This window comes from Lewinella sp. IMCC34191 (assembly GCF_003390935.1).
GTDB lineage: Bacteria > Bacteroidota > Bacteroidia > Chitinophagales > Saprospiraceae > Neolewinella.
In genome coordinates, this window is the sequence record NZ_QNQZ01000005.1 from 1 (window position 1) to 26,811 (window position 26,811).

At 54.6% G+C, this 26,811-nt stretch carries 12 protein-coding genes; 11 read left to right on the forward strand and 1 reads right to left on the reverse strand.

The window, feature by feature from the left end:
* Window positions 1-12,653: PKD domain-containing protein (locus tag DRW39_RS10930; protein WP_157976054.1), on the reverse strand; the 12,653-nt coding region annotated here is incomplete at its 3' end.
* Window positions 12,654-13,933: 1,280 nt separating this feature from the next.
* Here DRW39_RS10930 and DRW39_RS10935 point away from each other — a divergent pair.
* The 11 genes from DRW39_RS10935 to DRW39_RS22900 all read left to right on the forward strand — a co-directional run bounded on the left by DRW39_RS10935 (window position 13,934) and on the right by DRW39_RS22900 (window position 26,798).
* Entirely contained in the window at window positions 13,934-14,725 is a 792-nt protein-coding gene (locus DRW39_RS10935) for a polysaccharide biosynthesis/export family protein (protein ID WP_198664849.1), read from the forward strand.
* Window positions 14,726-14,755: 30 nt separating this feature from the next.
* Window positions 14,756-17,116 carry a GumC family protein gene (locus tag DRW39_RS10940; RefSeq protein WP_116107083.1) on the forward strand — a complete coding sequence of 787 codons (2,361 nt, stop codon included), beginning with the start codon at window positions 14,756-14,758 and terminating at the stop codon, window positions 17,114-17,116.
* A 10-nt stretch (window positions 17,117-17,126) separates the two neighbouring features.
* Window positions 17,127-18,434, forward strand: a complete 1,308-nt coding sequence (locus DRW39_RS10945; protein WP_116107084.1) for a lipopolysaccharide biosynthesis protein — start codon at window positions 17,127-17,129, stop codon at window positions 18,432-18,434.
* A 28-nt stretch (window positions 18,435-18,462) separates the two neighbouring features.
* The gene (locus DRW39_RS10950) at window positions 18,463-19,389 is read left to right on the forward strand and encodes a hypothetical protein (RefSeq protein WP_116107085.1); all 927 of its coding nucleotides are present in this window, start codon (window positions 18,463-18,465) and stop codon (window positions 19,387-19,389) included.
* Between the two features lie 61 nt (window positions 19,390-19,450).
* Entirely contained in the window at window positions 19,451-20,629 is a 1,179-nt protein-coding gene (locus DRW39_RS10955) for a hypothetical protein (RefSeq protein ID WP_157976056.1), read from the forward strand.
* 8 nt (window positions 20,630-20,637) lie between these two features.
* Complete coding sequence (locus DRW39_RS10960; RefSeq protein WP_116107087.1) at window positions 20,638-21,876, forward strand: glycosyltransferase family 4 protein; 1,239 nt, start codon at window positions 20,638-20,640, stop codon at window positions 21,874-21,876.
* Entirely contained in the window at window positions 21,869-23,179 is a 1,311-nt protein-coding gene (locus DRW39_RS10965; RefSeq protein ID WP_116107088.1) for a hypothetical protein, read from the forward strand. Before DRW39_RS10960 ends, DRW39_RS10965 begins: the two co-directional genes overlap by 8 nt.
* Window positions 23,169-24,182, forward strand: coding sequence for a glycosyltransferase family 4 protein (locus tag DRW39_RS10970; RefSeq protein WP_198664850.1), 1,014 nt, complete (start codon window positions 23,169-23,171; stop codon window positions 24,180-24,182). Before DRW39_RS10965 ends, DRW39_RS10970 begins: the two co-directional genes overlap by 11 nt.
* A complete protein-coding gene (locus DRW39_RS10975) occupies window positions 24,179-25,309 on the forward strand; it encodes a glycosyltransferase family 4 protein (protein WP_116107090.1) in 1,131 nt (376 codons plus the stop codon). The genes DRW39_RS10970 and DRW39_RS10975 overlap by 4 nt, the downstream gene beginning before the upstream one ends.
* Complete coding sequence (locus DRW39_RS10980) at window positions 25,306-26,232, forward strand: glycosyltransferase family 2 protein (protein ID WP_157976057.1); 927 nt, start codon at window positions 25,306-25,308, stop codon at window positions 26,230-26,232. Before DRW39_RS10975 ends, DRW39_RS10980 begins: the two co-directional genes overlap by 4 nt.
* On the forward strand, window positions 26,229-26,798 hold the full coding sequence (locus tag DRW39_RS22900) for a putative colanic acid biosynthesis acetyltransferase (RefSeq protein WP_116107092.1): 570 nt from the start codon (window positions 26,229-26,231) through the stop codon (window positions 26,796-26,798). Before DRW39_RS10980 ends, DRW39_RS22900 begins: the two co-directional genes overlap by 4 nt.
* Window positions 26,799-26,811 lie beyond the last annotated feature (13 nt).

Below are 26,811 nucleotides of genomic sequence, written 5' to 3' on the forward strand. Positions count from 1 at the left end.
TCACCGTCGATGTCGTCGTCACAAACGTCACCGATCGAGTCACCGTCCAGGTCAGCCTGGTCCGGGTTGGCGGTCGTGGGACAGTTATCGACCTCGTCGGCGATGCCATCATTGTCGCTGTCGACGATCGTGGTACAAGCATCTCCGGTACCGTCGCCATCGCTGTCGGTTTGATCCGGGTTGGCGGTGGCCGGGCAGTTATCGGTATTGTCCGTCACGTAACCCTCCGGCTGCTCACAGGCAACCAGCGAGTCGTTCGGGTCACCGAAGCCGTCACCGTCCGCGTCCGCGTAGTAGGTCGTGCTGGCCGCACCGATCGAAGCGTCCGTAGGATCGCAGTCGTCGGCGTTAGCTACGCCGTCACCGTCGATGTCGTCGTCACAAACGTCACCGATCGAGTCACCGTCCAGGTCAGCCTGGTCCGGGTTGGCGGTCGTGGGACAGTTATCGACCTCGTCGGCGATGCCATCATTGTCGCTGTCGACGACACCGGTACAGGCGTCTCCTTGGCCGTCACCATCGCTGTCAGTCTGGTCCGGGTTAGCCGTGGACGGGCAATTATCGGTATTGTCCGCGACATAATTAGCAGGCGCGACGCAGGCTTCGATAGGTTGGTTGGGATCACCAAAGCCATCACCATCGAAGTCGGCGTAGTAAGTATTGATTTCCTGGTTGGGGTTAGCGAAATCCGGGCAGTTGTCTTCCGTGTCCGGGATACCGTCACCATCGGAATCCACACCCTCTCCCAGTGATCGTATCATGATCGTATCCCGGCCGATAGCACCGCCATCGTCCGTTACGGTGAGGGTTACCGAGTAAGCTCCGGCAGCAAAGTTTTGGGACACAATCCTTCCGGTAGCCGACCCACTTCCCCAGTTCCAGTTATAGGCAACAATGGTTCCATCCGCATCGGAACTATTGCTGGCGTTCAGGTCGACGCGCAGGGGAGCCGGGCCGCTTAAAGGAGTAGCCTGAGCAACCGCGACCGGTGGGATATTCAATGGTGGTTCCACCGTTACCCGCACGATGTCCGTGGCACGGCCACCGTCGTTGTCCGTCACCGTCAGCGTAATGGCATAAGCACCTTCCGCATTCAGTGTAATTTGGGGAGATACACCGCTAAGGTTGCCTCCGCCATAGGACCACTGGTAACTAGTAATCGTACCATCGTTGTCATACGACTCGCTGGCGTCCAGTTGAACGACAAGCGGTGCAGGACCGGAGAGCGGAGTAGCCGCAGCGACCGCAACGGGCCGTAGGTTACCACCTTCGCAAGTAGGATCTTCCTGGCCGAAACCTTCCGGGAAGGTGCCGTCGTAATCCAGGTGGATCTTGTCAAGCTTGGCGCCATTCTCCCGGTAAGCAATGTCCAGGGTATTGAAACCATCCCGGAAAGCAAAGGGACTGTTGGCCACCTCGTTCCAGTTGAACTTGCCGTCCGTGATAATACCGGACTTCCATTCCAACCAGGTTCCATCGTTAATCCGAATCCAGAAAGAATCGTCGCCGGAAGTAGCCGCCAGAACGCGGGCAAACATATGGTACCGTCCCGTCCGCATCTTTTCCATGACGAAGCGAATACGGTTACCGGGTACGTCAGCCGGGGGACCGGAACGGACCTCCTCGTTACTGACCACGTACGATCCACCACTGGCGGACGTGTCCGTTTCTATCATCCAGTTCGTTCCGACCTGGGCACATTCAGCCTCCAGCCAGAATTCGTTCACGCCGATAATCGAAGGATCACAGACATCACCGATACCGTCATTGTCGGTGTCCAACTGATTGGGGTTGGGCGCCTGCGGGCAGTTATCGGTGTTGTTATCAACGTAATTCGGCGGTGGGCTACAGGCCATGATGCTGTCGGCGGGGTCGCCGTATCCGTCACCGTCGAAGTCAGCGTAGTACAGCTGGCCTTCAAACCGGGTCGGATCCAGTGGGTAACAGTCTTCAGTGTCTGGCACGCCGTCGTTGTCGTCATCCAGGTCACAAACATCACCTTCGCCATCGCCATCCGTATCGGTCAGATTGGAGGAGGTCCGGTTCGGGCAGTTATCCAAAGCGTTATCGACATAGCGTGGCGGGGCTACACACGCCAGGATCGTATTATTCGGATCACCGTATCCATCGTTATCGAAGTCAGCATAGAAAGTGGACTGACTCTGATCCGGGTTTGGGAAATTCGGGCAGTTATCTTCTACGTCCCGTATTCCGTCACCATCCGTATCGGCATCATTGTACTGTACAACCACGCGGACCTGGTCCGTATCGGTTGCGCCGTCATCGTCCGTAACGGTAAGGCTGATATCGTAGGTACCCTCATTGAGCACGGTCATGGGATTAACACCCACTGCTGATCCACCATTCTTCCACTTCCATTCGTAACTGATGATAACACCATCGTTATCCTGGGAGAGACTTCCATCGAGGGTAACCGTAAGTGGATCAAGCCCAACCAGGGGACTTGCACTGGCTTCAGCGATAGGCGCATCGTTGGGCAGTGCTCCACAGTTAACAGCGGTCTCGCCAATTCCTTCCGGGGCTCCGGGCGTGGTGCTGAAGTAGAGCTTATCAAGCTGTGTACCGTTTTCGCGGTAAGCGATATCGATCGTATTCTCTCCGTCCAGGAGTTCGTACTGGCTATTGGTTTCCTGCTCGAGGAGGAATTCGTACCAGTTCCAGAAACCGTCAGGAGAGATGCCGCTATTCCAGCGGACCCATGATCCTCCATTTACACGGGTATAGAAAGAGTCATCGCTGGCGCTAGGAGCCAGGATCCGGGCGTAGATGTAGTAGGTTCCGGGTTGAACACCGTTCACCGTGAACCGGACGCGGTTTGCGGGAAGGTCTTCGGGTGGCGCGTTGGTGGAGTTTCCGTTTTCGAATACCACGTATTCGCCATTCGAAGCTTCCGGATCCGAAAGTGTAGTCCATCCACTGCCAACCGCGGCACATTCGGCTTCCAGCCAGAAGTTGGTTCGACCGACAACCGAAGGATCGCAGGTGTTACCCACGCCGTCACCGTCGCTATCCATTTGGTCCGGATTATAAGTGTCGGGGCAATTGTCCGACCCGTCAATGACGTAACCCTCCGGAGCCGTACAAGCAGTCATGCTGTTGTTGGGGTCACCAAAGCCGTCACCATCGAAATCAGCGTAGTAGACCGTCAGTCGGCCTTCACTGCTGTTGTATGGGTTACAATCTTCATCGTTGGGTACGCCATCGTCATCGATGTCGTCGTCACAAATGTCGCCGATACCGTCACCATCCGAATCCGTAATGTCGGTGGACGTAGTATTCGGACAATTGTCAAGGCGGTTGGCTACATAACCGGGAGGTGCGGTACAGTTTTCAACGAACACGTTCGGATCTCCCAGTCCGTCGTTATCCGCGTCGGCGTAGAAAGTAGGCAATAGCTGGGACGGATTCGGGATCAAAGGACAAACATCCTCTTCATTGACTACCCCGTCACCATCGTCATCGCCTCCAACGGCGAGAACACTCAAATGCGTGGTCGTGCTTCCGGTCTCCCCGCGATCATCGGTAACGGTCAGGGTGATGTCGTACTCACCCATGCCGAAGGTTTCGCGTGCTACGGCTCCCGTCGCAGATCCAGCGCTCCAGTTCCAAGCGTAATCGGTAATAAATCCATCCAGGTCAATCGACTCAGAAGCATCCATGCGGACGTTCAGCGGCGCTACGCCGACATCAGGGCGGAGGCTCGCAACGGCGATTGGAGCTTGGTTGGCCGGTGGCTTACAGTTAATCGATTCCCCACCTAAACCATTCGGCTTGACACCGTCAAGGGCCAGGTACAGCTTATCCAGTCGGGCATTCGTTTCCCGGAACAGGATATCGATTGTTGTCTTTCCGTCGGGAAGTTCCATCGGACTACCGACAGCCTCGATCCAGTCGAAGTAACCGTAGGGGAAGCCTTGATACCAACGCTTCCATTCACCACCGTTGATACGAATCCAGAACGAGTCATCGCCTGAATTTTCGGCAAAAACCCTTCCGTACAGACGGTAGTTACCTGCCTGGACGTTATCGATGACATAGCGGAGACGGTTGTTCTCGGTATCCTCCGGCGGGCCGTTGAGGGAAGGGCTTCCCTGGTAAACGACGATCACACCATTAGATGCAGAATCCACCTGCATGGTAGACCAGTTGAATCCGACTTCACCACATTCTGCCTCAAGCCAGAAGATACTGGTGCCCGCGGCCGAACCGTCACACACATCGCCGGCTCCGTCGCCGTCACTATCTATCTGGCTGGGGTTAGCTGTGTAAGGGCAGTTATCGGTATTGTCGGCAACGTAGTTTGCGGGTGCCAACGCACAGGTGACAAGCGAGTCCATGGGATCACCAAACCCGTCGCCGTCAAAGTCAGCGTAGTAAACCTTGGCTCCTCCGACCAACGGGTTAAGCGGTTCGCAGTCGTCGAAGTCGAGGACGCCATCGTTATCGTCATCCTGGTCACAGCTGTTACCAATACCGTCGTTGTCCGTATCCGTAAGGTTACTGCTGCTAACGGTTGGACAGTTGTCGCGATTATTTGTTACGAAACCGGGCGGTGGAACGCAGGATCGAAGCGTCTCATTGGGGTCACCGTAACCATCACGGTCCCGGTCAGCGTAAAACATCGTACCGGCCTGTACATCAACCGTAAGTTCCGAATCGTCGAAGGCACAGCCGTTCTTTCCACCTACCGTGTACTGGTAGGTTCTGGTGCCGGTGGTGATCCGTGGGTTGAACATGTCTGGAATGGCCATTCCATTCATGGTCCAGCTACCTCCAGCCTGTGGATTTCCACCCAGGCTCTTCAGCCTTTCGTAGAGACTGAAGGGGGCATCGGCTCCACAGACGGAGATCGTGCCCCCGGTACCTGCGCTTGCCTGACTATTGTCTTCGTCGATGACGACGGATTCAATGCTCTTACAATTGCCCGAACCGGTAGCTTCAATACGATACGTTCCCGGCCGGGTGACTTCGATGGATGCAGTCGTTCCAACAAGTTGATTAGATCCGTCGTACCAGGCGTACGTTACCTCACTGCTGCTGCTAGCGGTAAGGGTTAGGGAGCTGACCGTACAGTTTAGCGTCGTCAAAGGTGCCTCGATAACGAGCTCCGCGGGTTGTCTCCCGGCTGAGACTTCGACGGTTTTCTGGATGGGGCAGTTGGCTCCGGAGGAGCTTAGCGTATACGTTCCGGCCAGAGTAACTACCGGGTTTTGTGCGGTCGAACGGAACCCTTCAGGTCCGGTCCACACGTATCCTCCGCCGCCCGTGATCGAACCACTGAGCTGCACAGATTGCGTGGTGCAGTCCAACACTTTGGGCTGGCCATCGGCGTTGGCATCCACTATGCATTCGATATCCGTGTCGTTGACGCGGATCGTGAAGGGGTCGGAAGCTGTCAGTCCATTATGGTCGGTACCGGTGACGGTCACCGCTACGTTGCTATTCGCCTGAGGCACCTCGGCGCTAATCGTAAAGATACCGGTCAGCGAATCCAGAACGATCCATTCGGGCAGCGCAGCACCGCCGGCGAGGGTCGCTGAATAGGTCAGTTGGTTACCCGCAAAACCACGATCGAAGTAGCCGGATGCATCGTAGAGACGAGGCTCCAGTACGTTGACGGTCACATCCGGTACATTGGAAACCGTAGGTACGGCCTGTGGGCGGACGTTGGTCAGGTAAATCACGTTGTCCTGCCAGTCGCAGTTACCGTTTCCGGGCACATCACAACCCTGACCGATGTTGTCCTGCACAACGATGTACTCATTGGGAATGACGTTTCCATCCCGGTTCACAGCCTTGTAGACGCGAACCGCGAGTTCTTCATTTTCGTCGTTCCCGTAGAGGTCACCGCCCCGCGAGCTATACCGGTTCATCTGGATCCAGAACGGCACGTCGATCGTGGAAGAAGTTCCGCCGGCAACGTACTCGGTGTTCGAGAAGGTCTGGGGAAGCACACTCTGGAACCAGTAAGGACCGTGCCCCACGCTGGGACCAACGGTGTTCTCACCCGAAGCATCCAATATTCTGGTTTGGTTCGATCCACGAGAGTGGAAGGCGCCAAAGTTGATCAGCATGACTTCTTCCGAAGGGTCGGCCTGGACGAAGTATTTGCTATAAATCATATCGCCGTAGACCCCGGCATTGATATCAGCGTCGGTCGGGAAGGTGGACGGGGGATGGAGTACATAGTCTCCACGGCTGTCCTTGCCCATTTCCGTTTCAAAACCGAGTATTTCAAATAGTTGCTGTAGGGTCGGTTCGTTACTACCCTCCGGCGCACTCATGTACGATCCGCTTAGGTGGACAAGCTGGTCGACGGCGTTATCCGCGTTGGACCGGATAACCAACTCTTCGGTCACGACCCGCCGGAACGGTCCTTCGTCCGTTACGAAGTTGAGGGTCACGTCGACGTAGTCACCCGGTTGGATAGCCAGACCTTCTACCGGCACATCCACACCGGTCACGGTATAGTTGTCAGTATCCGTGGTGGTGATTTCGCGGATGATCAAAACCGATGAGCCGTCGTTGTGGATTCGGGCCACGTTTTGGGTCCGCGAACTCGTGGAGTCTCCGCGGAAGTTGTACGCCCGATCTATTTTGGTGAAACTGAACCAATCCTCAAACGGCCATCCGCGGTCTTCGCCCCGAATATTGGTCATGTTCTCCACGCGCAGCTGGGCTCCCGTGAAGGGTACCAGATCGAAAGAACGCGATTTGGAGGCCGTGTTATCTAATAGATCAGTTGCCGTTACCTCCAGAATATTGGTTGTCAGGGGTTGACCTGCCGGAATCGATACGGTAAACGATCCGGTGTAATCGACGGGAGCTTCCCCGTTCAGTGTATAATAGAAGTCATCGATTCCACCGCTTCCGGATTTATCAGTAGCGGTTAGGGTCACCAGCACTTCACCGTAGTATGCCCCCTGAGCGTTTTGGTTACCCCGAAGATTGATGGCAATCGCTGGATCAAAGGCGCTACTGTCTACGGGAACGATATCGACGTATACAATCTTGGTGTTACCTAGAGAAGACGCTCCCACGTCATCCAGGGTGAGCCGGCCGTCACGCACCCGGACGGTGTCCACGCCTATGGCAAAGGTGGCATCCGCGGCGGGGGCGAAATTGTTGATAAGCACCGAATCCTCGGCACGCACGGTATGCAGGCTATTGAAGGCGATCGGGTCGCCTGCCGCAAGCTCTACCCGGTAGAGTCCGTTCTGAAGCTTGATCTCCCAGTCATGGGGGTTATTCTGCCCCAGCATGTCAAAGTGGTTGAAAGACCGAAGCAGTTTATCGGAGTCGGAACTGAGGTTCGACAAGCCTCGCTCGTCACCCCGCGCTCCACTCACGTTGCTGGATGGCTTTCCGGTAGCAGGATCTATCCAGCCGTAAGTTTGCCCATTATCCCTGGGTCCGTAGGCTTCACCAACATCGGCCAGGTAGCCACCCGGGGGGGTAAAGGAATCATCCTGGAAGTTGATTTTAATCGTTCCATCGGCATCGGGTTGATTGACCGTAACGGTAACCGATAGCACGGCTGACTCAAAGCCCGCGGCGATGGCGGTAACCTCGGCTTCATAAACGCCGAAGGTGAGTAAGGAAGCGTCTACGCGAACGTCGATCAATTCCCCGTACGTGTAGCTACCTGGTAGCACCAGCCAGGTTTCGCTGCTCGATAGCTGGACGGCATCTTCGTCGATGTCACGGTTCGCAACCAGGTCCACGGTATAGGGACTGGACAGGCGACCTTCATTAGCTACCATATCCAGGGAGCTTGGCTCGAAGGTCAGCGCGGGTTCCGGCGCTACGTACGGTTTTGCATTCGTCAAGACGATTACATAGTCCTGGTAGTCACCGTTAGTGGCTTCTTCAAAGCCGATGACATAGCTGTTCGGGACGAGGCGACCATTCCGATCGCGGGCCGGGTAGACACGCGTACGGTGCGCTACTCCTCCGGAGTTCAGCTCATCTTCCGTGTGGATCACACCCGTTGAGCCACCTACATTCACGTAAACACCGAAGCCGTTCTTGGTGGATACGGTAAATTGATCGCTACCGTTTGCCAGCGGCGGGAACAGCGTTTGCGCGGCAGTTAGGCCATTAGCCAACGTGCCAACCTGATTCAGGGTTACTTCACCATTGCGCTTCGTGTAGTAGCCGAAAGGCACGGAACCGGCAGGAGAGTAGCGTGCTACAACTTCCATTCCCATGGGTCCGGCACCCGCAGGTTCGAAGACTGCCTCATCAATTTCCTGACCACGCTGGAGGATGGTAACATCGTCACTAAGCGATTCCCACCCAACATCGATTCCGATGCCCAGGGTATTGACGACATCCTGGAAAGGCGGCTCGTAGCCTCCTTCCAGACCCCATTTCTTGAGGCCATGAAGTCCGAGACTAAAGGAACCGCCTTCGGTATTCGTCGTAAAGGTCAGGCTCGCTTCCTGGTATCCTTGGTCGTTGTCGTTGTTATCATTCGGGGGATCAAACGTGACGGCGTAATCCTGACTGGCATCGGGTGCCAGGGTAAGGCTAGTCGGTCCCGTAAAGGAGTAGTTTTTACCGTATGGGCCCTGAATGCGAACAGCGCTGATATCCAGGGTGGCATTACCCGTATTGGTGATTGTCACCTGTTTGGTTTCGGACTGCGGGCCGTCGGGCCGCTGGTTCACCTCGAAGATCATTTCTTCGGGAGTCGCGGTGATCTCGGGTGCCAGGACGAGGTTAGCAGGATCGACGTTGCGTATCACGACAACGATGTCCTGGTAATCGAAGCCACTGGTATGTTCCTCGAAGGCCAGAATGAAGGTGTTGTCCACACCGGGAATTTCGTACACCCGAACGTGGTGGGGTGTGGCGGCATCGAAATCATTCAACGCATCTTCCAGGAAAACTTCGCGATCGTTGAACGATGGCCACCGGCTATAAAAGCCGAATACTTCCGAAGTAGGACTGAATTCGGTACGACCCGAGATGGTAGGGGTAAGCGTCTGTCCGTTGCTCGCCGGAACATTGGTTACGGTAAACAGCTCTTGCGTCGACGTATTGATCCCGCTCTCATACCAGCCAAATGCGGTTACCGGATTTTTGTCGACCGGTCCGTATACACCTAATATTTCAACGGTGACCGGACCGTCGGTTGCACGCTTGAAATACTGAATGCCGGATTCATCCCCGAGTAGATCGTTGTAATCCTTGCCCGCCGGCAGGTTGATTTGGTTACTGTTGGGGTTTTCATCGGCTACATCCACTTCGTAACCGTAGGTATCGAGGATTTGCTGTAGGGAGGGTTCGTTGGAACCTCCGGTACCTTTCTTACCCAGACCGCGGATTTCAATCTGCGCCGAGACGGGAGAGTTCGAGCCGCTTACCGTCAGTGTAGCCACCTTCGGGCCCTCGGTGGTGGGGTTGAAGGTCACGAAAATCGACGCCGACTGGTTGGGGTCCAGCGAAGAACGTACGGAGGAAGTATTGACCTGGAAAGATGCGGCATCCTGGCCCGAAAGAACGGCTGTCGGATTGATGAGTGCAGCATTGCCAGCATTCACCAAGAAGACCGTTTGCGGATCTTCCGGCACGCCGTCCGATGTTCCTTCCGTTATGAGTGTAGGGGAGGGAATGAGCTTTACGACAGGTTCCGGGGAACTCTGGTCGCTGGGCTTCAGCAGTACGATGGATTGATTGGCAAAGTCTGATACGTAGAGGTTACCGGTGATAATATCTTCGGTGATATCGAGGGGATCAGCGAATTCCTTGAAGCCTGGGATACCGATCTTGGTAGTCAGAATATCGCCGTTCGGGCCGTTGGGAATCAGCGCCATAATATCGCTACCGTTAGAGTAACGGCAGACCAGGATCGCTCCCTTCAGCTTTCCTCCCTCCGCATCGCTCTGGTAAACGATGGTTCCGTTGGGCGATTTGCTGTAACCGAAGTCAAAAGCGATACCGCGGTAATTCGGGTCGGGGGAAACGGTATTATCATATCCTGCAACATCTACCGGACCCCGGTTTAGCACGAACTCGCCCCGCCGCGGATTGGGGTGTCCATAGTATCCTATGGGTTTGGTGGGATCGACGCGGAATAGGAAATCGCGTTGGGTGTTATTGCTGAAAGTAGCGGGGACGGGGGGAAACTTACCGCTTGGATCGTCGTAGTTGTAGAATGTACCGTTGACGCGGCGGGTGCCGTTTTCCGAAGCGGGTGTATTACTGCCGCCCGCCGTACCGTTGGTGGGAATGTACAGCTGCCCGTTGGGGTGCCAAACCAGGTCGTAGGCGTTGCGGATACCCGTAGCAAAAATGGTCAGCGGAGCATCGCGGTAGTAAGGGTTATACGTACCGTTATCGGGAAACTGCTGATCGGACTCAAAGTAAAATCCGTTACCCGTGCCCAGGGTGGGAGAATCAACGCTGGCGTTGTTGATGGCTTCCTGGTCCATCGTGGTTTTGGCATTCAGCGGCCAAGAGGATTCCGGAAGCTTATCCAGGTCCATCCGCAGGGTGGCTGCCGACATCAGGCGTTCCTTGCGGAAACCCCAGGAACCGTCGGGAGCTCCACCCGCCGTGTTACTGCCTACGTTGAAATAAAAAGTCCGCGGGTTGCTAGGATCAAAAACGATTCCGTTGATGAGGTGGTCGCGGCGGGAGCGGGGCAGGTTGGTAATCACCAACTTTTCCGTACCCAGATTTGGGCCGGATAGCTGACTGATTTTACCGTCCCAGGGTGGACCGTTGGTTAGTCCGCCCGTAGCATGACTGATGTAGACGAGGAGGTTCGTGGCGGTAGCATTAGGTTCAAAAACCAGCCCGATGGCCGACCGGGTACCATATTTGTCCTCCAGCGTGGTGATGGTCTGCTTGTTGAGCAGGGTTCCGGTTTGCTCTTCGATGTCCCACCGGTCGATGGTACCGGTAATGCGGAGGCCGTACAGCTTTCTATCCGGTCCAATCGTAAGGGAGGAGTAGTATTCGCCGGTGGCGACGTCTCCCACGCGGGTGAAGGATACGTCGTCAAGTGCACCACCAGCATTGCCGTTATCCGCCGCGGTGGTGAAGACAGCCTCGTAGCGTTCGAAAGCCACGCCGGTTAGGTCGGTGACACCGTCGACAACAAAGCGGTAGGTCGTATTGGCTTCCAGCGGAATTTCGGGGGTCAGGTTGATGGCGTCACCACCACCGCTTCCGTTCACGCTAGCGGGGATCTGTGTTCCATCGGAAAAGCGGAAAAGCTTAACCGTCGACCTGGTGATGGTACCGTTCTCAATACCAAAAATGCCATCCAGCCCATTAGGGAGGTATAGTTCGTTAGCGGAAATCGACGTGGTCAGGGACACATTGTCCTCACCGTTCGCGGGAATGCTACCCGTAATGCGCGGAATACCGCTTTTGTCGGTCACGTTTGCGGTGATGACAAGTTGATCGGTGACGAAGCCATCAGCCGAAGCCGTCACGGTGGTGGAGTAGCGCCCTACGGATAGCCCTGACTTGATCCCGAACTGAAGTTTTCCCGGCGTCAAGTTGGCTGGGATATTGAGCCAGGCGGAACTAGAGGGGCTATCCGACAAAGTGATTGCCGGAGTCGAGCCGTCATTAGTGCGTAGATCGACGGTGAAAGACTGGCCGGTTTGAGACTTAGCCAGATCGAAACTGAGTTGATCGGGAGAGAAGATAAGCCCGGGTGTGTAGTCTTCAACTTCTACAGCAAAGTTGTCGAAGGAGAAACTGATCGCTTCATTAATAGCGGCCCGGCGGTGCGTGGTGTAGATTCCAGCAAAAGTGAGAGCGGCAGTGTTCGTGTTGAAATCGTGATCTGACCCCTCCTGCAGGGCAGCCGGTAAATCGAGGAAATTGCCGCGGCTGTTTACGACCTGCAATTCGTTGCCCCCGTCCGTGGTGTAGTAAGCAGACACACGGTCGAAAACGGGATCAATCTCCAGTCGAAGGCGAATGGTGGACTTGTTCGACTGAAAACTGTTGGAGAAGATTTCGGAAGTGATCAGGGTAGCAGGATCCGCCGGATCCTGGGACTCCACATAAAGTTGGACCCGCTGGGAATTATCCGTAACCTTAACTAAGGCTACCTGTACGAAATTATCCTCGTCGAGGCCGTACCATATACCTGCTTGTTGATCGGCTGAAATAGCACTGCCCGCGAAGTCGGGCTGGGCCAGGTCTACACTCACATTGAACACACTGCCGGGCGCTACGAATCCCACACCCAGGCCGTTCACCTGGTTGTTACTGGTGGCGGCACCGACGGGCCGCTGAAACCGGGTTCCCTTGGTACTGGTCACGATCAGGCGACCGTCGACTACCTGCAGGCGTTCCGCTTCCAGGCCGGGGACAGTAGGGTCCGAGGGCTCGGAAGGAAACTCGTTAAATGAAGGAGCTTCGACCATCGTGAAACCCGTAGATACACCGTTTCGATCCTGTAGTCCTCCGTCGTTACCGTTGAAGGTCAGGTTGATTGGTAAGGGTTGGCCTATTTCGCTACAATCCAGAGAACTGATTGGGGTACAGGTTACTACCGGGGTCAAAGATGAATCGGAAGAACCGCCAGCTGAAATACCGCCATAAAGCTGCGTGACGAGCAGGAACGGCAGGGCGACTGCTAAACGTAAAGTGTTGTTCATTAGTGTTGTTTTCGTGCCGACCGGGAGGGAATCCTCGGTACGGAGCAAACAGTGGTGTCAAATAGGGATGCCCAATAGGGGCGAAATTCAAAGATGTTCAATCAGATGACGGGCGAGGACAACCGCCCGAATACAAAAATTTTGTCTGATGGGTAGTGGGTGTGGCGTCTTAAGTCCTCTACAAAATATACGGCGCAAAGATCATATTTAGATGTTCCGGCGAACGGAATCCGTTGGGATTGTGGCGCCTTGTAAAGGCTTAAGTCGCCTAGGAGACGGTTTGTCCGAAAGGAGTGAGAAGGTATGGCAAGATGAAGATCTCAAACACGGTACTATTCCTACCAAAGAGCCTTGTGTTACAAAATATCAGTGCCTGTTTTAAAAGTAAGCTATCTAGTTTGTCCCATCGACTTCCAATAGGAATGCTGGGCTAGAAGGTGAGTACAAATATAAACCCATCTTTGGAAAAATTGTGCGAAACGTCCTTTCGATGGCAACCCATGGGGAGGGGAAATAGACTTTTCGCGGCTTGGAACGCCCCATTTGACTGCCGGATCTCGGGCAAAAAAGTTACTGTTTACTGGAGATCGGTTTCCATCCTGCGCTCCGCCGCCCCGTTTCACCTACCCAATAATAGGGATGGGGTTTTGCGGCACTCTTCCTGTACGCTATCTTTGCGCGGTGTAAGCATTAGTTTTGCGAGGGGTTGCGGATATGTCCGTAGTTCCTCAGTTGATCGTGGACCTGCTTTTTAGCCAGTTGTTTAACCGATTCGTACACTAGAACAATACATCCATGCATCACCTCCTCCGCAAGGGTACTAAACAAGCTCCGGGCTTTAGCCGTTGTGGCGGTCAAACCCACCCAACCCGAAATTGTGATCACACAACTAATCGGGTATTCTGCGTTCTCAATTTGTGTGAAGTCGCCCGCTATTACGGGCGGTTTACACAAGAGGTGCAGTTTTTACAAACCGTCTTTCGGCCCCTTCCTATGTAGGCGATGAGCCTGCAGAAAGGGGTCCAGGCAAATTCTTTACCCCAGACATCACCCGGCCTACCGATTAGATCCGGTGGCGGATATAACCAAATGAACCCAGAACGACTACGTCGTTCTCGCAAACCAATCATTGCATCTTTCAACATTGCCGATACGCGTGTGAACATGAGTTGCTCCGACACATGGACGCCGAAGGCGTGTTGCAATCACTTAGGCCCCAAGCCAATAAAGTCGTTAATTTCGTCACGCGAACACTCCCCCATCAGTCACAACCTGCCCTCATGAGATTATCCTTGTTTCTGTTTACCCTGTACGTACTGGGCAGCTTGTCGAGTTGCGTCAGCTACCAAGAACTGCGAAACTTTGAAGGCGTCCCCTTGACCGCCAGCAGGGAGGAACCGATTGAGAATAATACGGAATTGGAGATCCAGCCGAAGGATCTGCTCCGCGTCAACGTCGAGAGTGTCGATCCGGAAGCAGCCTTGCCCTTCAACCAGGTTTCGCAGGCAGGCGGTAATTCCTCACAGGCCAGCCCGCTGAACATTCAGCTCTTTCAGGGCTACCTGGTAGATGAAGACGGGTTCATCGACCTCCCCCTCCTCGGAAGGATAGAAGCCGCCGGCCAAACCCTTGAGTCTTTACAGTTTTTGGTGCGCGGCAGGTTGCGGGAATACCTGCGCGACCCTGTGGTGAACGTGCGATTCCTAAACTTTAAGGTCACGATCCTGGGGGAGGTCGGAATGCCAGGAATCGTTACGATGCCTAATTCCCGGGTCACGATCCTGGATGCTATCGGCATGGCCGGCGACCTTACACCCTACGCGAACCGGGACAACATTCTCATCGTACGTGAGAAGGAGGGCGTCCGCAGCTATCAGCGGATCAGTTTACAGGACGACGATATTTTCAATTCCGAGTACTACTATTTGAAGCAGAACGACGTTATATACGTTGACCCGATTCGAGCCCGAACCGCCACCGTTTCGGATCCCGCTCAGCGGCTCCTTGCCTACCTCGGGCCGATCATTTCCATTGCCAGTTCTGTAGTCCTTACCCTGCTCATTAGCAAATAAGACGGCTGCGGCAATCTACTATACAGCACTATGAAGAACATACCGGAAGACTTCGCTCCGCATAACTTTTCGCCCGAAAGGACGCAGCCGCGGCAGTTTGCCCCTGCTATCCAGCTGGACATTGAGGCCCTCCTGAACCGGATGCTCCGCAACTGGTACTGGTTTGTGCTGGCTATTGCCGCCTGCCTAGCACTAGCCTGGCTTCATCTACGGTACACCACGCCGGTATATCAGGCCCAGACGTCTATGCTCATCGAAGAGAAGTCCGGAAGCGGAGGTCTCTCGAAGGAAGTCATCGCATCGGAACTCGGCTTCGAGAACAGCTATAAGATCGACAACGAGATATACATGCTACGCTCCAAGTACCTGATGGAGCGAGTGGTCAACCTGCTGGGCCTTGACGTGAGTTTCTATCACCAAGGCTCAGTTCGAAATGTCGAAATCTACAAGCCGGAGCATTTTGGCCTGGTTCCCATCGACTCACTCAATAACGCGCTGTACATCCGGAACGAACCCATTGAGTACGGGAGCGTAATGATCCGGTTCGATAGTCCAAGCACCTTCTCCCTTATCCGGTACGAGGGAGATACCACGTCCATGCGCTACGACAGGCCGTTCGAGATCGGCAACCGTCAGTTCGTGCTAGCCATCTCGGACGAAGCCCCGATGGTGGGGACTCCCGACATCTACCAGGTCAACGTACGTAATCCGACCTATGTCGCTAATGCCTACAACAATTCCCTGACGGTAAGGCAAGTAGAAAGCTCCGGCGTAGTAAATCTGGGAATCACCGATCCGGTTCCGGAGAAAGCAAAAGACATTCTTAATGCGCTCGTGGCCGTGTACGAGCAACAAATTGTAGAACAGCAAAGCCAGTCGGGTGACCAAACTTTAGAGTTCATCGAAGAACGGCTTGATTTCGTAACCGACGAGCTGTACGAAGTAGAGGCTAACGTAGCTTCCTTCAAGCAAAGTGCTAACCTACCCGTTGACCTGGCTACCCAAGGGTCAAACTACCTAAGTCAGTTGAATGAGGCGGACCGGCAACTGGCCGAACTACGAGTCAAACGGGAATTGGTAGAAGAGGTACGCCGTATTATCTCTGACGACGATAATTACGAGCCGCTACCCGTAGCATCGGAGGTGATATCCGGCTTACTTGCTGACATGATCGTCCAGTACAATCAGTTGATCTATGAACGGGACCAAAAACTGGAATCGGTCACCGCAACGCACCCTACAATAACCACTTATAGTGAGTCGCTGAACAACATGAAGGCGAGCTTACTGCAGAGCGTGAACACTATCCTGCGGGAAACCAACGAACGCGCGTCACGTATCGAGGATCGTATCAAACCGTTGCAGGCAAGTATGGACCGCATGCCAGCCAACGAGCAGCGGCTTCTGCAAATCATGCGCGATCAAACGATCAAGCAAAACCTGTTCATCTTCTTAATGGAGAAGCGCGAAGAAGCCGCCATCACCATCAAAGCCCAAACGCCGAACACGCGCATTATCGACCGCGCGTCCAGCAGTTCCGTCCCCGTGAGCCCCAACGAGGCGATGATCTATCTATTCGCCCTCGGTATTGGCCTTATCGTACCCGGCAGCACCATTTTTCTCCGCGAATTGCTGGGAACCAAGCTGGGGACGGAAAAGGAGATCATGAAGGTACTCCCCTACCCCGTGGTCGGACGGATCATCAAGAGTAAGGATCACGGCTCCGTCGTAGTGACCAAGACGAACCGGAACGGCGTGGCGGAAGCTTTCCGCCTATTGCGGACCAACCTGGGCTTCATGCTGCCTAATGACCAGTCTTCCGTCATCATGGTGACCTCCAGTGTCAGTGGCGAAGGAAAGAGCTTCATTGCCACCAACCTATCGGCCGCCCTTGCCCTTTCCAAAAAACGGGTGGTTGTAATCGGAATGGACATGCGTAAGCCGAAGCTTGCCAAAATGGTTAGCAACGCTAACGAGCCTTCTAATGAAGTTGGCTTATCGAATTACCTGATCGGTCAATCCGCCTACGAAGACATTATACGTCCAACGGACCACGAGGGGCTGTTTCTGATTCCCAGCGGTCCGATTCCCCCGAACCCGACGGAACTGCTGATGGACGGACGGATGGCCAATCTCATTCACCGGCTTCGCCAGGACTTTGACATCATCGTGCTGGATGCTCCACCGGTAGGAGTGGTGACGGATGGTCTGCTGATGAAAGACTACATCAATGTTACCCTCTTCATGGCCCGGGTAGGCGTGACGCCGAAAAAGAGCATTAATTACATTACCGAGATGATCGAGGCCGGTAAATTGCCCCGCGTGCACCTGGTCATCAACGGCATCAACCCAAAGGCCTCTTACGGTTACGGGTACGGTTACTACGAATAGCAAGCTTCCCTTGCAGCGACTATCCAAGCTTACTTCAGCCTCCCCCAAGCTCTTTAAATGGGGCAAGCTCCTCGGCGTGACCGGTGGGGCCCAACTCTTGATCCAGGCCACTGGATTTATTTGCGGGATCTTTATCATCCGGATCCTGACCTCGGAGCAGTATGCCTACTACACCCTGGCTAACACGATGCTAGGAACCATGACCGTTCTGGCCGACGGTGGCATATCCACGGGCGTAATGGCCCTCGGTGGAAAAAACTGGAAGAGCCGGGAGGAGCTGGGTAAAATATTGGCTACGGGCATGCATATGCGCCGCCAGTTTGCCGTCGGGAGCCTTTTGGTATCGCTACCCATCCTCTTTTTCCTTCTCCAGGAGCAGGGAATGATCTGGTGGCAGTCGGTATTACTTATCCTGTGCCTGACGCCTACCTTTTGGGCGGCACTTTCCGGATCCCTTTTGCAGGTCGTGCCCAAGCTTCACCAGGACGTGAACGACCTGCTAAAAATTAACGTGAGCATCAATATCTCCAGGGTATTGATCACGCTTCCTTTCGTATTTTTCTTTCCCTTTGCCAGCGTGGCGATACTGGCGACCGGCGCCAGTCAGGTTATGGGTAACCTGCGTTTCCGCAAACTGTCCCTGCGTAAAGCGGACTGGAAAACGGAAGCCGACCCGCTTTACCGGGAGCAGATCATGGGTACGGTCAAGCGCATACTCCCGGGCAGTATCTACTACTGCGTGAGCGGGCAAATTACCGTGTGGCTGGTAGCCATCTTCGGCAGTACCGAAAGCATTGCCAACCTGGGTGCCATCGGACGACTTATGGTCGTACTGACTCTGGTGAGAATGGTTGTGGACATGCTGATTACGCCCCGCTACGCCCGCCTGCCCGCAGAGAAAAAGGCCATTATCGCGCGGTTCTTTCAAATCCTGGCGCTCGTTGCGCTACTTTGCTCGGTGATCGTGGCCGGCGTATATCTCTTCCCGGAGGAGTTCTTATGGATCCTGGGAGACAAGTATGCCGATCTGGAATACGAGGTATTCCTGATGACCATAAGCAGTTGCTTGTCGCTGATCAGTGGTACGGCACATAATCTTTCCACCTCTCGTGGTGTCATTCCGAACCCCTATCTGTTCATCGGAACGACTATCGTGAGTCAGATCGCCCTGCTGGTTTTTGTCGTGGACTACACCACGTTGGCCGGGGTCATCATGTTTTCAATCTACGGGTCGCTGATCAACCTGGCATATCGATTTATTGATTTTCTGTACCGTACGCTGGTAAAAATGGATTGGTCCGGCGAAGCCATGTCTTAGACGGGAACATCAACGTTTACAAACCACTATGAAGATCCTCACTACGCTTGCTGAGCGTGATTATTTTTTGGGACTCGCCGCTCTGCTGAACTCCGTAGCTCACTATGGAACCTACGTAGACAAAGTGGTCGTAGGCTACCGTGGCGACCTTCCGGACTGGCTTCCGCCCCTTCGGGTATCCAACCACGGCCTCACCTTTACCGCCTCGGACGGTCTGATCGTCGAACTAGTGGAGCTGAGCGGCAGCAAACATATGGTGCACGAGAAGCCGAAGTGGTTCGAGCACGTCAGCCATATTCTGGAGCCGGATGCCAGCGAGTATTTCTTCTTTGACTCGGACATCGTGGTGAATAACCGGATGTCCTTTTATGGAGAATGGGTACAGGAAGGGGTTGGTGTTTGTGGTGACGTGAACTTTGATTTCGACCCCAATCATCCCATCCGCAAAAAGTGGGCCCGCCTGGCCGAAAAGGCCGGTCGCCCGGTCAAAAACACGGTACACGGATATTACAATAGCGGATTTCTGGCGTGGCGGCAAGAACACAAGCAATTCATTGCTGACTGGAACGAGGCCTTTTCGATTCTGGCTCCGGAAAGCGGAGACATGAAGCAATTCAGGGTGTTCGACCGTACGGCTACCGTCCAGAGTACCAATCAGGATTCCTTCAATCTCGCGATCATGATTACCGATGTTCCGGTAACCATGATCGGCCCGGAAGCGATGAGTTTTACGAATGGTTTACGGCTGATGTTTCATCCGATCGGTGCAAAGCCCTGGAAGCGCAAGTTCGGTCATGACTTCATCGGGGGAAGCGCGCCGCGTCAGGCCGACATTCAGTTTTGGCGGTACGTCAACGGCAGTATGCTACAGCCGCTACCGGTAGCCAAGGCGGACCGTATGCTTAAATATTGCCGGGCCCTCCGTTGGATGGGTCGGTTCTACCATCGGCTTTAGCTCCTTAATCTACTCGCACGGGCCGAAATAATGCCCGCTGCTCTTTACCAAAACCAGCGTATTGAATTCCTCATCCGTATTATTTATTTGTGGGTCGGTCGAGCCCGGCCGGGACGGTGTCGGTGATTACGCGCGCCGGTTAGCGGCCGGTCTTCAGCAACGTGGGGTACGCGTATTACTAGTAGCTACGCACGAAGAAGATCTTCGTAACGTGGTGGAAGAGACCCAACGCGAGGGAGACTCGGTGATCCCTACCCTACGGTTGCCGGAATCACTCGGTGCAACGGAGCGAGAGCGCCTGCTGGTCCGACAGATTAAAGACTTCCAGCCTGACTGGGTCAGCCTGCAGTACGTCCCATATTCCTTCGCCAAAAACGGCGTTCCGTGGCAATTCGCGCTTACCCTACGGCGATTGGCGGGGCTCGCGAGCTTTGAGATCATGTTTCATGAGCTGTGGCTTCGACACCGTCCGGTAACTGATCTTAAAGGTCGGGCAATCGGCGCCGCGCAGCGACTCGTAACGCTGCAGATGATCAAGATGCTGCAGCCGCTGGTCATCCATACGCATATACCCATTAACCGGGATGCCTTAATCGCACGGGGTTTAGCGGTGTCTCCCCTACCCCTATTTGCTAATATCGGGCACGTACAGGACGCAACGGCTTCTGGCACAGAAAAGGGACCTTCGACCTACCGGGTTGCTTTTTTCAGCCGCCTGGAGAGTCCACCTCCCGTGCAGTCGGCTTTGCAGGCTATCGAGAAATGGTGCACGCAGTCGAGCCTCAGACTAGAGGTCGCATTACTGGGTGGAGGCAAGGCCAGGGTAACCGCTGCCGCCGAAACCATTCAAGAGGCCGTTCCATCAGCCATCGTCTTACCCGTGGGCTACCTCAGCGCCGAGGGTGTCTCGGCGTGGTTGGCCACGTGCGACGTGGCTCTTACCCCCATTCCACGGCATAGCCTGGGCAAGAGTGGCACGGTTGCCGCATTTCTCGAACACGGTTTACCCGTCATTGCACCGATTAATCGAGTCGACCAAGACCCTTTCTTTCGTACGGAACTGAACCGTTTGGTAATGGACACCTTTGATCCAATGCACACGCGAGAGGCAAAATCAGGTTTCGCCAACGGAAAAATAGAGTTGGAAAACCTTGAGCGCACCACGAACCGATTTATGACTGACCTGAGCCTGACGGGCTCATCCGTTGGTGATCCCGAGAGGATACCTTCCAATTCCTAATCATTAGCATGGTAACTGTCTCACACCCCACGGGAAACGCAAACGTCCGGGCCGCTTTAGATGGCCTGGAAGCCGCGGGTCTTTTAGAGTGTTTCTATACCGCAATTGCCACCTTTCCCGGGAACACGTTTGACAAGCTTAGTCGCTTTGGCCCGTTCTCGGATTTTAGCCGGCGGTCATTTTCCCCTGACATTCAGGTACACACCCATCTCTTTCCCTGGCTGGAACTGGGTCGTCTACTAGCCATGCGCGCCGGTTTTAAAGGACTGACCAAACACGAGACGGGCCGATTGAGTGTAGATGCCGTTTACCGTAGCCTGGACGCTCGGGTTGCAAATCGCCTCCGCCGCAAGCGTACACCTGCCATTTACGCTTACGAAGATGGCGCGGCCTATTCCTTTGAGGCAGCACGGGAACTGGGGCTATTTACCCTCTATGACCTGCCCATCGGTTACTGGCGATCATCTCGCCGACTATTGGGGCAGGTTGCCGAGGACAATCCCGACTGGGCCATGACGATAAAGGGGATGCAGGATTCGGACGAAAAGTTGGCTCGCAAGGACCGGGAAATCGAATTGTCGGATCACATCTTCGTTGCCAGCAGCTTCACCGCGAAAACCCTGCAGGATTACCCGGGTAAGCTCCCACCCGTTTCGGTCATTCCCTATGGCTTTCCCGAGCCGGTTCAAAATCGAGAGTACGCAAACGCGGACAACCGCCCCTTACGCCTGCTCTTTGTCGGGGGACTGTCTCAGCGCAAGGGATTGCTCGAAATGTTCCAAGCCGTAGAACCTTTTGGAGACCGAATCGACCTGACCGTCGTTGGCCGGCTACCGGAGGAGGAGTGCGTACCGTTGAATGATTACTTGCGTCGACACCGGCACATTAACAGCCTGCCCCACCATGAGATCCTGAACCTGATGCAACAGCAGGACGTCCTGCTATTCCCTTCCCATTTTGAGGGCTTCGGTTTGGTGATCACCGAAGCCATGTCACAGGGCACTCCGGTTATTGCCACCGAGCGAACCGCCGGCCCCGACCTAATTACCCACGGTGAGGATGGGTTTATCGTGCCGGCCGGTTCTGCGGAAGCTATCTCAGAGCAACTTGAAAATTTACTGGTCCGCCCCTGGTCCGTTGCTCAAATCGGTCGGGCAGCATCCGAAACCGCCGCCCGCCGCCCCTGGTCGACTTACGGTAACGAACTTGCGGACATGATAACCCAACTAGTGACCCGATATGCCTGAGGTCGCTTTCATAAACGATTACGCTCGTGGGGCCGACCGGCTGACCCGCAGGCTAATCTATCTCTACATCTTTCTGCTCTTCTTCGAGGGAGCACTGAGAAAGTGGTTTTTGCCCTTCCTCGCCGGTCCGTTAACGATCATCCGGGATCCGCTGATGATCGTCATCATATTCACCTACTTGTCCGCAGGCTATCGACTACTTAACTTTTACACCCTTACGCTGCTGGCATTTGGTCTTGCGTCCTTCGTTCTTACGCTGGGGTTAGGTCATCAGAATTTGCTGGTTGACATCTTCGGTCTGCGAACGTTGCTTTTGCACTTTTTCCTGATTTTCATTGCCGGTAACGTGCTGAGCCGCAGTGATGTCGAAAAAATTGGACGGTACTGCGTCTACATACTTCCGCTGATGACACTGATCATCGGATTGCAATTTTATAGTCCCCAGTCCGCCTGGATCAACCGGGGCGTGGGTGGTGATATGGAAGGAGCCGGATTTAGTGGGGCCATGGGCTATATGCGCCCTTCCGGTACGTTTTCATTTACGAATGGCTCGGTGACTTACTTCTCCCTTGCCGCTGCATTTCTCTTCTACTTTCTATCCGAACCGTCGAAGATCAACCGCATCGCATTGATCGCCGGCTTCGGCAGTGCGGTCGCCGCCATTCCGCTTTCTATTAGCCGGACGTACATGGTCCAATTCGCATTGAGCGGCTTCTTCTTTGTGCTGATCAGCTTGCGCAGCGCCCGGGCCACCCGTAACCTTGGCGTGTTTCTGCTTATCTCTCCCGTGATCGTCATTCTCCTGTCAACGCTGGAATTTTTCCAAACCTCCCTAACCGTATTGACGACCCGCTTCGAGGCCGCGAATTCCTCGGAGGGCGGGCTAGACAGCAGCATTTCCAATCGCTTCCTGGGGGGCATGACCCGAGCCTTTACCGAAAACTCTCACCTGCCCTGGCACGGTGAAGGTCTGGGTATGGGAACGAACGTGGCCGCTACTATTTTAACCGGGGGGCGGTCTTTCCTCCTGGGTGAGGGCGAGTGGTCACGGGTAGTGGGTGAAATGGGGCCGTTCCTGGGGATCGGCACCGTACTGCTACGCGCCATTTTGAGCTTTCATCTGCTTATCGCCGGTTCGCTGGCTGCCCTGCGGGGAAACGCCCTGCCTTTCATGCTGTTGAGCTTTGGCTTTCTAAAAGTTCTACAGGGGGGATGGAGTCAACCGACATCTCATGGATTCTCCATGATCGCGGGGGGGCTGATCATCGCCAGTTTAAATGATCGCGACGTCCATGCAGCTTAATCTGTTTTACCGCAAGCCCTACCCTACCGCATTCAGTATTGAGCGGTTATTCGACCGTCTTGCGGTAGAATTTCGGGCACGTGGTTTGCACGTTAACCGGCTCGAACTACCTTCCTACAACAACCAGTTGGGTGCCGTCCGGCAAAATATAAGTTGGGCGGGGACGCAGGAAAAAAGTTTATCGGGAGACGGGCAGGCGGTCAACCACGTCACCGGTGACGTCACGTCCGTCGTTTTCGGCTTGGACCGGCCCAGTGTCATAACCTTTCACGACTGCAATCCACTACTCCGGTATCCAAAATGGCACCCCCGGTATTGGTTTTACCGATGGGTGATTTTCGAATGGCCGGCCCGCCGGGCTGCGGCAGTAACCGTGATCTCGGAGAAGACACGCCAGGAGATATTGGCGCTCACCAGCTGTAGCGCCGACAAACTGCGCGTCATACCAAACTTCGTGGACCCGGCCTTCACCTTTCAACCCAAAGAATTCAACGCCGATTACCCAACATTCCTGCAGGTGGGCGTAAAGGCGAATAAGAATCTTTCCCGTCTCGCGGAAGCGCTAAGCGGTATTCCCTGCCGTCTTGAAATTATTGGCGAGCCGGCGGGAGAAGATCTGCGGGAGCTGGAAAAGCAGGGAATCGACTTTCACTATGCTTCCGGCCTTTCCGACGAGGAAGTCCGGCAGCGGTACGTGGATTGTGATGCGCTTTTATTCGTGTCCACCTATGAGGGGTTTGGATTACCAATTCTGGAAGCCCAGATGACCGGTCGACCGGTGGTGACCAGCAATATGTCCCCTCAGCGTGAGGTAGCCGGTGCCGGTGGTGCCGAACTGGTCGACCCTGAGGACGTTTCCTCCATCCGGGCCGGGGTGGTTCGTTTACTGGATGACGCCGAAGACCGGAAAAATCTTATTGCACGAGGTCGCCAGAATGCACAGTCTTACCATATCGATTCGATTGCTAAGCAGTACCTCGATCTATACGAAACTATACTTTGAAGAAACTGAAGATTCTTTTCCCCACGGGTAGCTTCTACCCGGCACAGACCGGCGGTCCCGACAACACGGTATACTGGATCACGAAGGCGCTGACACGCCGGGGGCATCAGCCCGTCATTTCCACTACTGACCGCGGGCAACCTCTCCCGACACCCCGGGGCAGGTGGCTGGATACGGACTACGGAAAAGTGATATATACCCGCAACCCGGTGCATTACCTACCGCTCGGGGTAATCAAAATGGCCTTGAAGAAGCTTAGGAACGTCGATGTGCTGCACCTTTCGATGATTACCTATCCCGCTTCCTTTCTAATGGCGGCGATCAACAGTAAGTTTTACCGCAAACCCATGCTATGGTCATCGCGGGGCGATCTCGACCCCCCCATGCTTCTTCGTTCCCCGAAGCGAAAAAAGGCGGTCATTTCCTTGATCAATCGGCACGTAGACAAGGACTTACTATGGTTTCACTCAACCTGCGATGCGGAGACGACTTACATCCGTCGGAACTTCGGTGACGAAGCGAAGGTTATTCAGATTCCCAATTATATGGAATTGCCCGACCGGATTGAGACGACCAAAGAAAAGTACTTCATGTATATCGGCCGTATTGATCCAAAGAAGGCCATCGAAAATTTGATCGAGGCCTTGTCTCGCTCCCGATCCTTCCTGTCCAGCGAGTTCACGCTCAAGATCGTGGGGGACTATTACAATGACTACGGGCGTATGCTGGTCAATCTGGTCGAAAAAAAGGGGCTTGGTAATCGCATTCGGTTTTTGGGCCACCGTGACGGTCGGGAGAAGGAAGAACTGCTGGCTTCGGCCTGGTTTACCTTTATGCCATCGCACACCGAAAACTTTGGGATCGTGGTTATGGAAGGGTTGGCGCAGGGTACCCCGGCGGTCGCCTCGACGGGCACGCCCTGGGAAGTCCTGGAACAGCACCACGCCGGCTACTGGGTGCCTAATGATCCGGAGAGCTTAGAAAAGACCGTCGATCGCATTCTGCAGCTTCCCCCCGATGAGCTACGGCAAATGAATGAGAACGCCTACCGGCTGGCCCGGGAGGAATTCAGCATTCATGCCAATATTTCCGAATGGGAAGAAGCCTACCAAAAGATTCTCGCATGAAAAACGCATTAACCGTTGTCATTCTCACCTTCAACGAGGAGGCAAACATCGGGAACTGCCTGGATTCGCTAGAGGGCGTCAAGGCGCCCATCTTCGTGGTAGATTCTTTCTCCACCGACCGCACGCTGACCATTCTCGAGGAGCGTGGGATTCGCTACGTCCAACACCCCTTTAAAAACTACGCCGCCCAAAGAAACTGGGCCCAGGAAAACGTCCCCTTTGGCAGCGAGTGGGTCCTGCATCTGGATGCTGGCGAACGACTGACGCCGGGGATGGTCAGTTGGATCAATAATTCCTTCGATCCGACCGTGGCGGGAATTGATGGCTACATGTTCGCCCGCCGGGCCATCTTCATGGGTCGGTGGATCAAGTACGGCGGCTACCACCCTATTTACCATCTCCGGTTGTACCGGAAGCACCTGGGTCACTGCGAGAACAAGGTCTACGACCAGCACTTCGTGGTTGAAGGGACGACCCAATTGGCAGCGAATGGGGCCGATCTCGAAGACGGCGTAATGAGTAGCTTGCGAGACTTTACCGTCTCCCACGCTCGATGGGCCGTATTCGAAGCCGTGGAATCCATCCTGGCCGAAAAAGAAACGGGAGAGGTCAATGCGCGTCTGTTGGGTAACCCGATCGAACGAAAGCGATGGCTTAAAAGCCGGGTCTTCCAGCGTTCGCCCCTTTTTTTACGCAGCTTCCTCTATCTATTTCACCGCTACATCATTAAGCTGGGATTCTTAGACGGGAAAGAGGGATTGATTTTTCACTTCCTGCAGGGTTTCTGGTTCCGCTTCCTGGTAGACTCAACCATCTTCGAAATTAAGCGGGAGATGCTAACGCGACCGCTCGAGGAGGTAGTCAGGGAAAAATACGACCTGGACGTGAATGTATTTCTGGACAAAGAAACGGCGAGCGCGTGACCGAAACACCGTATCAGGACCTCAGTAGATTCCGGTTACCGGAAGATTTTCGTGGCCGTCCGGGATGGTACGTTCAGCTGTGGTGGATTGTCGAGGCTCTGTTGTTTCGCCCTTCGCCGCAGTTTCTATACGGATGGCGGCGCTGGCTGTTAAGAAAATTTGGGGCGAAGATCGGCCGGGGCGCAATTATCCGGCCCACCGTGAAAACGCAGTTCCCGTGGAAGGTCACCATTGGTGATTACGCATGGATCGGGGATGATGTCGTTCTGTACAGTTTGGGTCCGATAGAGGTGGGCCACGATGCGGTTATCTCCCAAAAGTCATATCTTTGTACGGGCAGCCACGACCCGGGAATGCCAGACTTCCCGATCTATAGCAAACCTATTTATATAGAACCAGAATGCTGGATCGCCACGGATGTCTACGTAGGACCTGGAGTTCGGATAGGCCGGGGTACCTTGGTTGGTGCCCGATCTTCCGTTTTTAAGGATCTGCCGGCAGGAAAAATCTGCATGGGTTCTCCCGCCCGAATAATTAAGGATAGAGTAGCCGGTCCTCCCCGGTAGCATTGTAACCATA

Bases quoted from the DNA above. Each gene is read 5' to 3' on its own strand.
- DRW39_RS10935 (WP_198664849.1), top strand. From the start codon at position 13,934: ATGAGATTATCCTTGTTTCTGTTTACCCTGTACGTACTGGGCAGCTTG.
- DRW39_RS10940 (WP_116107083.1), top strand. From the start codon at position 14,756: ATGAAGAACATACCGGAAGACTTCGCTCCGCATAACTTTTCGCCCGAA.
- DRW39_RS10950 (WP_116107085.1), top strand. From the start codon at position 18,463: ATGAAGATCCTCACTACGCTTGCTGAGCGTGATTATTTTTTGGGACTC.
- DRW39_RS10960 (WP_116107087.1), top strand. From the start codon at position 20,638: ATGGTAACTGTCTCACACCCCACGGGAAACGCAAACGTCCGGGCCGCT.
- DRW39_RS10965 (WP_116107088.1), top strand. From the start codon at position 21,869: ATGCCTGAGGTCGCTTTCATAAACGATTACGCTCGTGGGGCCGACCGG.
- DRW39_RS10970 (WP_198664850.1), top strand. From the start codon at position 23,169: ATGCAGCTTAATCTGTTTTACCGCAAGCCCTACCCTACCGCATTCAGT.
- DRW39_RS10980 (WP_157976057.1), top strand. From the start codon at position 25,306: ATGAAAAACGCATTAACCGTTGTCATTCTCACCTTCAACGAGGAGGCA.